The organism is Clostridium sp. NSJ-49 (assembly GCF_014287725.1).
Lineage (GTDB): Bacteria > Bacillota > Clostridia > Clostridiales > Clostridiaceae > Clostridium > Clostridium disporicum_B.
On record NZ_JACOOP010000022.1, the window covers coordinates 1 to 14,041 of the forward strand.

Genomic DNA, 14,041 nt, shown 5'->3' on the forward strand with positions numbered 1-14,041 from the left:
GATATAAATAGGGCTTTATCAGAGGTTGTTGAAGAAAATTCTATTTTATGTACTGATAAACATAGGAGTTATATCCCATTTGCGGCTCAACATAATTTTGAATTACATCAAATTAGGGGCGGGAGAAAAACTGTGGATATTTATAATATTCAAAGAGTCAATGCTTTTCATAGTAGCTTAAAAAGATGGATAAGAAAGTTTAATGGTGTTTCAACCAAGTTCCTAACAAACTACCTATTTTGGTATAAATGGACCCAATTATTTAAAACAGAAATTGAAAGAAATAAGCCTAAGAAATTCTTTATTCATGCTAACTCAACACATTCTATATCTTTAATAAAGGACTTTAAGATAAGAAGACCAATATATGTATAAAAGGTAAAATTTGTTTTTATTTTACTGTTTTTAGTGTACAATAAATATAATGATTGATGAACAATTGTATTATATTGCGAAGCAAAAGGATAGGAGCATAGCTCCTATTTTTTATTTTATCTATAAAGTATATTGTGATTTTGCTAGAAGTGAATCGGAGTGCTTTACAGTAAATATAGTTTATGGTATTATTAAATACATTAAAATATGAAAGGAGTTGTAGTTATGAAAATTTATATATAATGCTTAATAAATTAAAAAAAATATACATTACTCCTGGGTATATTATAAATTAGATAGCATATGCTTAATATACAAATCCCCTGGAATATCGACTTATATTCTAGGGGATTTTTTATAATGTTATAGCTCTGCGCTATTTAATATTAATAGTTAACATAGAGAGTATAAATAATGAAAAAATTTAAAAATATCTTCGTTTGAAAATAACTACTTAATAAAGATGCAAAAATTATAAACAAATATTTAAAGCTTATTATATGAAAAATAGGAGGAAATAAAATGATTATGAATGGTGGAATAGCGTCAATAAGATTAAGAAGATAGCGCACGAGTTGTGGCTATCGTTAAACAAATTTAATATAATGTCATAACTCCGTGCTATTTAAAGAGTAAAAATAGTGAATTAAGGAGATTATGAATGAAAGCTAAAAGTAATAATTATAGAGGAAAAGTTGATATTAGTGTATCGCAAAATTTTATTACTAGTAAAAATACTATATATAAATTAATAAAAAAAACAAATATATCCAAAAATGATTTTGTTATTGAAATTGGACCAGGAAAAGGTCATATAACAGAAGCTTTATGTGAAAAAAGTTATTGGGTTACAGCTATAGAACTAGATAGAAGTTTATATGGAAATTTAATAAATAAATTTAAAAGTAAAAATAATGTTACTCTTATTAATAAAGATTTTTTAAATTGGAAATTACCTAAAAAAAGAGAATATAAGGTATTTTCTAATATTCCTTTTTATATAACAACAAAGATTATTAAGAAATTATTATTAGAAGAGTTAAATTCACCAACTGATATGTGGCTAGTTATGGAGAAAGGTTCCGCAAAAAGATTTATGGGAATACCTAGAGAGAGTAAATTATCATTACTTTTAAAAACTAAATTTGATATTAAGATAGTGCACTATTTTAATAGAGAAGACTTCCATCCCATGCCTAGTGTAGATTGCGTCTTAGTATATTTTAAAAGAAAATATAAATATGATATATCTAAAGATGAATGGAATGAATATACAAGTTTTATATCTAAGTCTATTAATAACTTAAGAGATGTATTTACAAAAAATCAAATTCATGCAGTAATTAAATACCTAGGTATAAATCTTAATAATATTAGTGAAGTTTCTTATAATGATTGGATACAGTTATTTAGATATAAACAAAAGATAGATTAGTAATAGTAGATTTAAATTAGGAGGTGTTAAAATGATTATGAATGGTGGAATAGCGTCAATAAGATTAAGAGGATAAGTCACGGGTTGTGGCTATTATCTTAATTTAATAAAGAGTCATAATCTCCTGTAATTTTATATTTAAAGTTAATATTTAAATATAAAATTACAGGAGATTATGAAGATGATAAAAAAAGGAATAATTGTAGGAATTAATATAAATAATAAAAATAATTTTGATGAATCTATGGAAGAATTAAAAAATTTATGCTTAGCTTGCAAAATAGAAACTGTTGGTCAAATTAAGCAGAATTCAAAGAAAGTTAACTCTACTTTTTATATGGGTAGTGGGAAGATAGATGAATTAAAAAATTTAGTAGAAGAAAACAATGCAGATATAGTTATATTTAATAATGAATTATCAGCGTCACAAGTTAAAAATATTGAAGAAGAAATAAATTGTAATGTCATAGATAGAACTGCGTTAATATTAGATATCTTTGCAAATAGAGCAAAAACAAGAGAATCTAAATTACAAGTAGAGGTTGCGAAGCTCCAATATGAATTACCAAGATTAGTTGGTTCAAATGAAGATTTAGGTCGTCAAAGTGGTGGAGTAGGGACTAAAAACAGAGGCGCAGGAGAAACAAAATTAGAATTAGACCGTAGAAGAATAGAAGATAAAATTGCTAATTTAAATAAAGAGCTTGAAGTATTAAAAAATCAAAGAGAAGTACAAAAAAGTAAAAGGAAAAAATCTAATATTCCTAATGTAGCTTTAGTAGGATATACAAATGCTGGTAAGTCATCTGTTATGAATGCTTTAGTAGAGAAGTTTATAAATGATGAAGATAAAAAAGTATTTGAAAAAAATATGCTATTTGCAACTTTAGAAACTTATGTTAGAAATATAAAATTAGATAATAATAAATCTTTTTTATTATCAGATACAGTGGGATTTGTTGGGGATTTACCTCATAGTTTAGTAAAAGCTTTTAGGTCTACTCTAGAAGAAGTTTGTGATGCGGACTTATTACTTCATGTGATTGATATATCTAATCCTAATTATGAAAATCATATAAATGTAACAAATGAAACATTAAATCAAATAGGGGCGGATAATATTCCTGTGATTTATGTATATAATAAAGTTGATTTAATGGAATTAGATACATTCAATATAGAAGGGATGCTGGTTTCAGCTAAAAAATATATAGGTATAGAAGAATTATTGGAATCTATATGTAAAAATATATTTATGGATTATATAAAATGTAAGGTTATGGTTCCTTATAAAGATGGTAAAATGACATCTTATATAATTGATAGTTCAACTGTTCTAGAAACTGAATATACTAATGAAGGAACTTTATTTAGTATAGAATGTAGTAAAGAGGATTATGTTAAATACCAGTCATATATAATCTAGAGTGATTCTAGGTATCTATATAAACAATGCATAAATGAAAGAGGATGTCGCATACCAATTGAAAATTGTTCATGTGATAGCCTCTTTTATATTTGATAAGTAATTAGAAATGATTTTATTGTATGTGTTTATTGCAACAATAAAGTAAATAACTACAAATGATGCTAAAGACATTAAAATAGGATAAATAAATACTTCCAAAACCAATTAAGCTAGAGATAAATATACTTGTAAGAATGACTTTGTCTTTGTACGACTACGATGGGGAAAATGTGTATTAAAGAAATAACAAAAATACTTTAAATGAAATGTGTAAATTAAGTTAATGCTATAATATAATAAAGTGAACAATATTAATCTATTGCGATTCAAATAGGATGTCCAAATGGACATCCTATTATGTTATGCTAATTTCAACACTATTTTAAAACAAAGCCATTTTTTTTAATTTCTATCCTTGCTTTAGCCCTTAAAAGTGCATTTTTTGCTCTCTCAGTATCTGTATTGCCTTTTTCTGACAACCTCTTTTTAGCTCTTTCTTCTGCTAGTTTTGCTCTATCTAAGTCAATTTCCTCTGGCCAATTTATAGAGTCACAACAGAATTTTATTGAATTATTATCTATATATATAATTCCTGATGAAGTAAATAAATTTTTTTCTTTTCCATCAGAAGAAATAAATGTAGTTACAGTAGGAATTGTACTTATAATTGACTTAGTGTGATTAGGTAAAATTTCTATTTTACCCTCATCACTTTCTGTTACTACTGAAACTACTGCCTCTTCTACCTTCTTATTATCATTAGTAACAATAGTTAGCTTACTTTGCTTTTCCACATAAATCACCCATTCATTTTACTTGCTTTTTCTTTAACCTCATCTATAGTTCCTGAAAGCAAAAATAATGATTCTGGAATATTATCACACTTACCTTCTAATATTTCTTTAAATCCTCTTACAGTTTCTGATATAGGCACATACTTACCCTTCATTCCTGTAAATTGTTCAGCAACAGTAAATGGTTGTGATAAAAATCTTTGAACTCTTCTAGCCCTTGCTACAACCTTTTTATCTTCATCTGATAATTCATCTACACCTAGAATAGCTATTATATCTTGTAACTGTTTATATCTTTCTAATATATTCTTAACTTCTGTAGCAACGGTATAATGTTCATCTCCAATTATTCTTGGATCTAATAATCTTGATGATGACTCCAATGGATCAACAGCAGGATAAATTCCAAGCTCCGATATAGCCCTTGATAAAACAGTCGTAGCATCTAGATGCGTAAATGTTGTAGCTGGTGCTGGGTCTGTTAAGTCATCTGCTGGAACATAAACAGCTTGAACAGATGTTATTGAACCATTTTTTGTTGAAGTAATCCTTTCTTGTAAAGCTCCCATTTCTGTAGCTAATGTTGGTTGATATCCAACTGCTGATGGTATTCTTCCAAGTAAAGCTGAAACTTCTGAACCTGCTTGAGTAAATCTAAATATATTATCAATAAACAGAAGGACATCTTGTCCTTTATCTCTAAAGTATTCGGCCATAGTAAGCCCTGTCAATGATACTCTCATTCTTGCCCCAGGAGATTCATTCATTTGACCAAATACTAGAGCAGTTTTATTTATTACGCCTGACTCCTTCATTTCGTAATATAAATCATTACCCTCTCTTGATCTTTCTCCAACCCCAGTAAATACAGATAATCCTCCATGTTCAGTAGCTATATTATTAATCAACTCTTGAATTAATACAGTTTTCCCAACTCCAGCACCACCAAAAAGACCTATCTTACCGCCTCTTTGATATGGAGTTAACAAATCTATTACCTTTATCCCTGTTTCAAGCACTTCAGGTTCTAACGATTGATCTTTAAAGCTTGGAGCTGATCTATGAATTGGATATCTCTCTTTTGATTCTATAGCTCCTTCATTATCTATAGTATTTCCTAATACATTAAATACTCTTCCTAATACCTCTTCTCCTACAGGAACTGTTATACAATTTCCTGTATCTACTGCTTTCATTCCTCTCTTTAGTCTATCAGTTGCTTCCATAGCTATAGTTCTTACTATATCGTCTCCGATATGTTGCTCAACTTCTGTAACTAACTTTTCTTTTCCAATTTCTATTTCTATTTTGTTATAAATATTAGGAAGCGAATCTGAATCAAACTTTATATCAACTACTGGCCCTATAACTTGAACAACCTTCCCTACTTTTTGTTCTCCCATAATGTTTCCCTCCTATTATTTTTGAGCTTCAGCGCCACCAACAATCTCTGAAATTTCTTGTGTAATAATACTTTGTCTAATTCTATTAAATTTAATATTTAATGTTCTTAACATTTCCGTTGCATTATCAGTTGCACCATCCATAGCCATCTTTCTTGCACTTTCTTCACTTACTCTCGATTGTAATAAACACTCCATTAATTTGCTTTTAATATATAGGTTCATTGCATTATTAAATACGCTATCTATATTAGGCTCAATAATATATTTATCTTGTTGATTATCCTTTTTTTCTATTGGTAGTAGTTTTATTACTTCAGGTACTTGATTTATTGGAGATTTAAAAATTGTACATACTATATTTACTTCAGCTATTTCATCATTTCTATAAGCTTCATTTATAATATTATATAATTCATTAACTTCCTTATTTGTTGGTACATCTGGCATATCAATAATCTGTTTATTTGATTTAAGATTAAATTTTTCAAAATATGATATTCCTTTTTTGCCAATAAGAATGATTTTACTTTCTTCTTTATCTTCTATAACTTCTCTAAAATAAGATACTACGTTGTTATTAAATCCACCACATAATCCAACATCTGATGTAATAACTATATATAATTTTTTTCCTTTGATTCTATTAATATATATAGATTCATAATCATCAGGCAGACTATTAACTACTTCTTGTACTATTTCCTCAATAATTTTCACATACTCATTGTTATCAGTAAGCCTGTTTCTTACTTTCTTCAGCTTAGAAGTGGCAACAAACCCCATAGCCTTAGTTATCTTCTTAGTACTTTGAATAGATTGTATTCTTCTTTTAATCTCTACAAGTCCAGATGTTCCCACAATAATGCCTCCCAAACAAATACATAGGTAGTCCTATATATTTTCAGTAAATATCTTTTTAAACTCACTAATACATTCTTCCATATCATTTTTTATTTCATCTGTTAAAACACCTTTAGTTTTTATGTCTTTTAATGTATCTCTATAATGTGTATCCGCAAATTCTATTAACTGCTCCTCAAATTTTGAAATATCAATTAATTCTATATCAGATAAATAATTATTACTTATAGCATATAAAATTAGTATTTGATATTCTACTTTCATAGGTTGATATTGCTTTTGTTTCAATATCTCTAATATTCTTTTTCCTTTTTCTAATCTTCCTTTAGAATCCGCGTCTAAATCAGATCCAAATTGTGAAAATGATGCTAGCTCCCTATATTGCGCAAGCTCTAATCTTAAATTTCCTGATACTTGCTTCATAGCCTTTATTTGAGCATTACCACCTACTCTTGATACAGATATTCCTGGATTTACAGCAGGTCTTTGTCCAGAGTTAAACAAATCACTTTCTAAAAATATTTGTCCATCTGTAATTGAAATAACGTTAGTAGGTATGTATGCTGTTACATCTCCTGCTAAAGTTTCTACTATAGGAAGTGCTGTTAAAGAACCTCCACCTTTTTCTTTAGATAATTTTGCAGCTCTTTCTAAAAGTCTTGAGTGAATGTAAAATATATCTCCTGGATAAGCTTCTCTTCCTGGCGGTCTTCTAAGCAAAAGTGACATTGTCCTATATGCTACAGCATGTTTTGATAGATCATCATAAACAATTAGAACATCTTTTCCCTTATTCATAAAATACTCTCCAATTGTACATCCTGCATAAGGAGCTAGATATTGTAATGGTGCTCCTTCTGATGCTGTTGCTGCCACAATTATGGAATAATCTAACGCATCCATTTTATCTAAGGTATTAACTATATTTGCTACAGTAGATTGCTTTTGCCCTATTGCAACATATATACATATTACGTCTTTACCTTTCTGATTAATTATAGTATCTATAGCTATAGCTGTTTTTCCTGTTTGTCTATCTCCTATTATAAGTTCTCTTTGTCCTTTTCCTATAGGAATCATAGCATCAATAGCTTTAATCCCAGTTTGTAATGGCTCCTTAACAGATGTCCTATCTATTATTGTTGGTGCCGGTGCTTCAATAGGTTTAAACTCTTCATAGTATATAGGACCTCGTCCATCTATTGGTTCTCCTAAGGCATTTACTACTCTTCCTAACATATCTTCACCAACAGGAACCTCTGATATTTTATTGGTCCTTTTTACTATATCTCCTTCTTTTATCCCTTCTTCAGGTCCTAAAAGAACACATCCTACATTATCATGTTCTAAGTTTAATGCCATTCCATAGACACCATTTGGAAATTTTAATAATTCACCTTCCATACAGTCATCTAATCCATAAACTCTAGCAATATCATCCCCAACTTGGATTATAGTTCCTGTATCTTCAGTTTTTATATTCTTTTCATATTTTACTATTTCTTTTTTTATAATAGATGTAATTTCTTCTGGCTTTATATTCACCTTAACACCTCTATTCTAATTCAAGCATTAGTTCCCTTAATTTATCCATTTTAAATTTGATTGTTCCATCTATAACTTCATCTTCTACTTTTACATATATGGAACCTATTATATTAGGATCTATAATTCTTTCTAATATAATTTTCTTATTATATTTATTCTCTAAGTTATTTATCAGTAATTTATACTGTTCATCTAATAGTGGAATTGTTGTTTTTACAACTCCTTTTAATGTGTTATTTTTTTCAAGATTTATCTTTTCCATTTCATTTACTTTTTCTCTCAAATGCAGAATTCTATCTTTCTCAATTAAGATCAATAAGAAAGATAATAAATCTTCATCAATTTTATTTTTAAAAATATTAATAAAAGCCTTTTTCTTATTTCTTGTTCCAACTTGAGGATTCTTAATAAACTCATAAAACTCCTCATAATTATCAATTAACTCACATATTAATTTTAAAGTCTCAATATATTCATCAACTTTTCCATTTTCATCCGCAACTTCGTAAAGAGCCCTTGCATATCTTTTATCTAAAAATTCATACATGTTTAATCTCCTACTTTAGAGATAAATTCATCTATTAACTCTTTATTTTTTCCTTCATCAATATTTTTTTCTATTAATTGCTCTGATAACTCCATTGCTAAGTTAACATATCTCTCTTTTAAAACATATTCATTTCTTTTCTTTTCTCTTTCTATTTCTACTCTAGCTTTTTCTTTTATGATTTCAGCCTCTTTCTTCGCTTCATCAATTATGTCTTTGTATATATTCTCAGCCTTCCTCTTTTCATCTTCAGTTATTTTCCTACTTTTTCTTTTTAATTCTTCTATTCTCTTTTCACTTTCTATGCTTATTGTTCTTGCTTTTTCTGTAGCTTCTTCAGCTTCTAAAAAAGTTTTATTTATATATTCTTCTCTTTCATTTATTACAGCCTTAACTTTATCAAAAAAGAAATGTTTTAATATCATATATAATATTGCTGTATTTACAATTGAAGCTAGTATAACCCCTATATTTATTTCCATGATGAGTTTTCTCCTTTCTGAGAATTATCTAAAACCTTAAACCCTTAGCTTATTCCTACGAATATTAGTAAAATTGATACTAATAAACCATATATTGCAGTTGCTTCAGCAAATCCTGCTCCTATCATTAATGCAGTTGTTATCTTACCACTTGCTTCTGGCTGTCTAGCAATACCTTCAACCGCTTTAGCTGTTGCATTACCAATTCCAATTGCAGCTCCTATACCTACTAATACTGCTATTGCAGCAGCTAATGCTCTTACTGACTCTTGATCCATAATTAAATTCCTCCTTAAAATCTTTATATATTATTAAATAAAATTCTTTCTACTCATGTAAAATTAGTAAATTCAAATTACTAAATTACATATGCCTTATATGTTAAGTTTAGATTCTTACTTAATGTTCAACTGTTATTTTAGTATTTATCATTGTTAGCATAACAAATATAACCATTTGAATTGCTCCATCAAATATATCAAAATATGCATGAAGAGGTATTGGTAATCCAATTTCAGCTATCCATGCTAATGATGATAAAGCTTTATATACCAATTCAACTAAAACCGTTGCAGCTAATATGTTTCCAAATAATCTTAAAGCTAGAGATATAGGTAGCATAACTCTTTCTAAGATATTTATCGGTAACATAACTGCCATTGGTTTTGCATATCCGCCAAAGTAACGTTTTATACCTGTTTTTCTAATTGTATAAACTTGTATAAATACAAATACTATTAGTGATAATGCAATTGTTACACTAAAATTCTTAGTAGGTGCAGCTATTCCAACTAATCCAGTTAGATTCATTGTTAAAATAAATATAGCCAATGTACCTATAAAAGGTATTACATCTCTATATTCCTTTCCCATATTGCTATCCACAACATTTTTAATTAAGTTATATAAGTATTCAACAATCACTTGCTTCTTACTCTGTGGTTTACTTTTCAAATCTTTTGTAGAATACCATGCCAAAATCCCAATAAGCAGTATTATTACTAGTTGTATTATTGCTTCTGGTTTTATGTCTATTATTAGCCCCCCAAGATTAAATGAAACTATAGGTTTGTATGACTCCATTTACTCACTCCCCTTTGCATTTTTAACCAAGTTATTGTTAATACTACGAAAAAACTTATAAAACCTAATACATAAGCTAAAAGTTTTTCGATGTTATATATAAATGGATACGCTATAATAATTATTGTTATAATTCTTAAAATATAACTTAATGGAAAAACATATTTAATAATCTTTTTTTTACTATTAATAGTCTTTTCAAGCATAACTCCACTAAGTATAAAATTTATAGTTGCAACTAATAATCCTAAAGAAAATATGAAAGCTAACATAGCATGTCCAATTACTAACAAAATCAAATTTATTATTGCCAATATCAATATTACATCTTTAATAAGTATCTTTAATAAACTTTTTGTTTCTCTATTCATATACTATTACTCCTTAGATAACTTCTGTAATTATAGCTCTTTGGAACCTTAATATAAAATTTAATATTTCCTAATATTTGGTTATTTTTACTTATTTTATTATTATATTTTTATATTATTCACTCTTACTTATATTTTTCAACTCTATCTCATCTTATGAATAACCGATTAATTTTATGATTTATAAAATTCATTTAGCTGAATTTTCAGATTCTATACCACAAAAAAAGACCTTACTAAAATGTAAGATCTTTTTTTATTACTTATTCTCTTTCTACTACTAAAGCAGTACCCATTCCTCCACCTATACAAAGTGTTGCTAATCCTTTTTTAGCATCTCTCTTTTCCATTTCGTGAAGTAATGTAACTAATATTCTAGCTCCTGAAGCTCCTACCGGATGTCCAAGTGCTATTGCACCACCATTAACATTTACTTTACTCATATCAAATTTTAAATCTTTAGCAACTGCTAAACTTTGAGCTGCAAAAGCTTCGTTTGCTTCTATTAAATCCATATCTTCAACTGTTAAACCTGTATTTTCTAATGCCTTTTTAGTTGCATAAAAAGGTCCATATCCCATAATTGATGGATCTAATCCTTTGCTTCCATAAGAAACTATCTTTGCCATTGGTTTAATTCCTAATTCTGCTGCTTTTTCAGCACTCATAACCACTACTGCTGCTGCACCATCATTAATACCTGATGAATTTGCAGCTGTTACAGTACCATCTTTTATAAATGCAGGTCTTAATTTAGCCATACCTTCAATTGTAGATCCGAACCTTGGAAATTCATCTTGTGCAAATACCTTTGGTTCTCCTTTTCTTTGAGGAATAACTACAGGTACTATTTCATCAACAAATCTGCCATCTTTTATAGCCTTTTCAGCTTTTAATTGTGAATTTAGAGAAAATTCATCTTGCATTTCCCTTGTTAATCCCCACTCTTTAGCTATATTTTCAGCTGTAACTCCCATATGATAATTATTAAATGCATCTGTTAATGCATCATTTATCATTGTATCTAACATCTTACCATCATTCATTCTTTGTCCCCATCTAGCACTTTTTAATGCATATGGAGCTTGAGACATACTTTCCATTCCCCCTGCAACAACTATATCTACATCTCCAGTTTTAATCATTTGAGCTGCTAATGATACAGTTCTTAATCCTGATCCACAAACCATATTTATCGTCATAGCTGGTACTTCTACTGGTAATCCTGCTTTAACAGATGCTTGTCTTGCAACATTTTGTCCTAATCCAGCTTGTATAACATTTCCCATTAAAACTTCTTCAACTAATTCTGGTTTTATTCCTGCCCTATTTACTGCTTCTTTAATTACTAAAGAACCCAAATCTACTGCTGGAACATCTTTTAATGCTCCCCCAAAAGATCCAATTGCAGTTCTTACTGCACTAACAATTACTACTTCTCTCATAATATACCCTCCCATTAATTTTATAAACAATAAAGCTATTAATTGTTTAACAATTAATAGCTTTATTATAACATTTGCCCCTTTTAATTCTCAACCATATTTTGTATATTTTATATTTATTTTACATCATCTTTTTTTATGTAAAACACTCTTTTATATATGATTTAATATTCTAACATATTACTCTCATCTATATATTTTCAATGTCCATTGATAAATGTATATCTTTTTCTTTCGGTATAAGCTGTCTTAATTTAACACCTGTAGCACTAAACATTTTTTTTGAAGCTTTCACTGAATCTGTATCAGCATATTTATTACTTAAATATACTACTTCCTTTATTCCAGATTGAATAATAGCCTTAGCACATTCATTACACGGAAATAATGCAACGTATATAGTGCATCCACTTAAGTCTTTTCCTTTAGCATTTAATATTGCATTTAATTCTGCATGTACTACATAAAGATATTTTGTATCTAATGTTTCTCCTTCTCTTTCCCAAGGGAATTCATCATCAGAGCACCCTTTAGGAAGACCATTATATCCTATACTTTCGATTATATTAGAACTATTAACTATACAAGCCCCTACTTGCGTACTAGGATCTTTACTCCTCATTCCTGATAATAAAGCTACAGACATAAAATAATCATCCCATTTTAAGTAAGTTTCTCTTTTCATAAAAACACCACCTTAATATATATTAGGTTAATAGAATAGTTATTATAACAATTTATTCAATTAAACTTTAAGAATTTAGAATTAAGACTTTAGGAATATAATTAACTAATCTGATTTTAAATATTTATAAGTCTATAAACTATCTAGTAGTTTCATCTTTAACTTTTCATTCTTAACTTAAAAAGTCATTCGTACTTTATACAAAAAACGAAGCGCATGCTTCGTTTTTTATTACTTAGTTCCGAAAAGTCTATCTCCAGCATCACCTAATCCTGGTACTATATATCCTTTTTCATTTAGTTTTTCATCTATAGCAGCTACGTATATATCAACATCTGGATGTTGTTTTTGTACTAACTCTATTCCTTCTGGTGAGGAAATTAGGCACATTAATCTTATTTTTTTAGCTCCTCTTTGCTTTAATAACATTATAGCATCAGCAGCTGATCCACCTGTAGCTAACATTGGATCTACAACTATTACATCTCTTTCTGCTATGTCTTGAGGAAGTTTACAGAAATATTCTACTGGTTGTAGAGTTTCTTCATCTCTATATAATCCAATATGACCAACCTTAGCTGCTGGTATTAAGTTAAGTATTCCATCAACCATACCAAGCCCAGCTCTTAATATAGGAACTATTGCCATTTTCTTACCAGCTAACATTTGACATGTAGTTTTACAAATTGGAGTTTCAATTTCAACGTCTTCTGTTTCTAAATCTCTAGTTACTTCGTATGCCATTAACATAGATACTTCTTCAACTAATTCCCTAAAATATTTAGACCCTGTATCCTTACTTCTTATATAAGCCAACTTATGTGATATTAATGGGTGTTTCATTTCTGTTACTTTACTCATTGTTTATTCCTCCTAAATTAAATCAACTAATTTATATACTAACAATTAACATATACATATCAATTATTGGTTTTACATTAACTATTTGTTATTTCTATATTTCTCTTCTATCTTAGTTATCTTTTCTAATCTTCTAACGTGTCTATCTCCTTCAAATTCAGCTCCTAAGAAAGCTTTAACTATATCTATAGCTAATCCTTTACCAACTACTCTTTCCCCCATAGTTAATATATTAGCATCATTATGCTCTCTAGTTGCATGAGCACTAAATGTATCTGAACAAAGTGCTGCTCTTATTCCTGGAACTTTGTTGGCAGCTATTCCAATTCCTATTCCTGTTCCACATATTAAAATACCAAAGTCATACTCTTTAGCTACTACTGCTTCTGCTACTGGTAAAGCTATGTCTGCATAATCACAAGATTCTTCTGTATATGTACCAAAGTCCTTAAACTCTATATTTTGTGATTTTAAATAATTAGCTATCTCAGCTTTTAAATTTAAACCACCATGGTCACAACCTAACGCAATCTTCATAAAATCATCCTCCAACTTCTTCTAATGATTAATTAAGATAGAATGAGTAGTAATTTATAATGCTATATTACTAACTTTCTCCCTAAGTTCTTAATTTTTAATTATTTTTTATTTATAAAAAAGGAAGATAGGTTCCCCCATCC

The 14,041-nt window shown here is 28.7% G+C and carries 16 protein-coding genes; 3 read left to right on the plus strand and 13 right to left on the minus strand.

The features are described 5' to 3' along the window. The 3 genes from H8S10_RS09285 to hflX form a co-directional block, all read left to right on the plus strand. Nucleotides 1-375 (plus strand): IS1595 family transposase (locus H8S10_RS09285; RefSeq protein ID WP_186838670.1); only part of this gene is annotated, 375 nt, incomplete at its 5' end. A gap of 661 nt (nt 376-1,036) precedes the next feature. After that, nucleotides 1,037-1,810: a 23S rRNA (adenine(2058)-N(6))-methyltransferase Erm(Q) gene (locus tag H8S10_RS09290; protein WP_007286427.1), complete on the plus strand. Its 774-nt coding sequence runs from the start codon at nt 1,037-1,039 to the stop codon at nt 1,808-1,810. Nucleotides 1,811-1,991: 181 nt separating this feature from the next. Then, entirely contained in the window at nt 1,992-3,236 is a 1,245-nt protein-coding gene (gene hflX, locus H8S10_RS09295) for a GTPase HflX (protein WP_162214182.1), read from the plus strand. Nucleotides 3,237-3,655: 419 nt separating this feature from the next. On the opposite strand, the gene H8S10_RS18260 is transcribed toward hflX, so the two are convergent. The 13 genes from H8S10_RS18260 to rpiB form a co-directional block, all read right to left on the minus strand. Then, a complete protein-coding gene (locus H8S10_RS18260) occupies nt 3,656-4,072 on the minus strand; it encodes an ATP synthase delta/epsilon chain alpha-helix domain-containing protein (protein ID WP_186838671.1) in 417 nt (138 codons plus the stop codon). Between the two features lie 5 nt (nt 4,073-4,077). After that, nucleotides 4,078-5,475 (minus strand): F0F1 ATP synthase subunit beta, encoded by a 1,398-nt coding sequence (gene atpD / locus H8S10_RS09305; RefSeq protein WP_186838672.1) that lies wholly within the window; start codon nt 5,473-5,475, stop codon nt 4,078-4,080. Between the two features lie 15 nt (nt 5,476-5,490). Further along, on the minus strand, nt 5,491-6,336 hold the full coding sequence (gene atpG / locus H8S10_RS09310) for an ATP synthase F1 subunit gamma (protein ID WP_186838673.1): 846 nt from the start codon (nt 6,334-6,336) through the stop codon (nt 5,491-5,493). Between the two features lie 33 nt (nt 6,337-6,369). Next, nucleotides 6,370-7,884, minus strand: coding sequence for a F0F1 ATP synthase subunit alpha (atpA, locus tag H8S10_RS09315; protein ID WP_186838674.1), 1,515 nt, complete (start codon nt 7,882-7,884; stop codon nt 6,370-6,372). A gap of 10 nt (nt 7,885-7,894) precedes the next feature. Continuing rightward, nucleotides 7,895-8,434 (minus strand): F0F1 ATP synthase subunit delta, encoded by a 540-nt coding sequence (locus tag H8S10_RS09320; RefSeq protein WP_186838675.1) that lies wholly within the window; start codon nt 8,432-8,434, stop codon nt 7,895-7,897. Between the two features lie 2 nt (nt 8,435-8,436). Continuing rightward, nucleotides 8,437-8,916 (minus strand): F0F1 ATP synthase subunit B, encoded by a 480-nt coding sequence (locus tag H8S10_RS09325; protein WP_186838676.1) that lies wholly within the window; start codon nt 8,914-8,916, stop codon nt 8,437-8,439. A gap of 44 nt (nt 8,917-8,960) precedes the next feature. Next, complete coding sequence (gene atpE, locus H8S10_RS09330) at nt 8,961-9,194, minus strand: ATP synthase F0 subunit C (protein ID WP_032117250.1); 234 nt, start codon at nt 9,192-9,194, stop codon at nt 8,961-8,963. 121 nt (nt 9,195-9,315) lie between these two features. Then, entirely contained in the window at nt 9,316-9,999 is a 684-nt protein-coding gene (locus H8S10_RS09335; protein WP_055265637.1) for a F0F1 ATP synthase subunit A, read from the minus strand. Further along, entirely contained in the window at nt 9,978-10,370 is a 393-nt protein-coding gene (locus tag H8S10_RS09340; RefSeq protein ID WP_055265639.1) for an ATP synthase subunit I, read from the minus strand. Before H8S10_RS09340 ends, H8S10_RS09335 begins: the two co-directional genes overlap by 22 nt. A gap of 263 nt (nt 10,371-10,633) precedes the next feature. After that, nucleotides 10,634-11,815 (minus strand): acetyl-CoA C-acetyltransferase, encoded by a 1,182-nt coding sequence (locus H8S10_RS09345; protein WP_055265641.1) that lies wholly within the window; start codon nt 11,813-11,815, stop codon nt 10,634-10,636. A 190-nt stretch (nt 11,816-12,005) separates the two neighbouring features. Further along, nucleotides 12,006-12,500 (minus strand): dCMP deaminase family protein, encoded by a 495-nt coding sequence (locus H8S10_RS09350; RefSeq protein ID WP_186838677.1) that lies wholly within the window; start codon nt 12,498-12,500, stop codon nt 12,006-12,008. 231 nt (nt 12,501-12,731) lie between these two features. Further along, complete coding sequence (gene upp / locus H8S10_RS09355) at nt 12,732-13,361, minus strand: uracil phosphoribosyltransferase (RefSeq protein ID WP_055265645.1); 630 nt, start codon at nt 13,359-13,361, stop codon at nt 12,732-12,734. Nucleotides 13,362-13,442: 81 nt separating this feature from the next. Further along, nucleotides 13,443-13,898: a ribose 5-phosphate isomerase B gene (gene rpiB / locus H8S10_RS09360; RefSeq protein WP_055265647.1), complete on the minus strand. Its 456-nt coding sequence runs from the start codon at nt 13,896-13,898 to the stop codon at nt 13,443-13,445. Between the last annotated feature and the right edge of the window lie 143 nt (nt 13,899-14,041).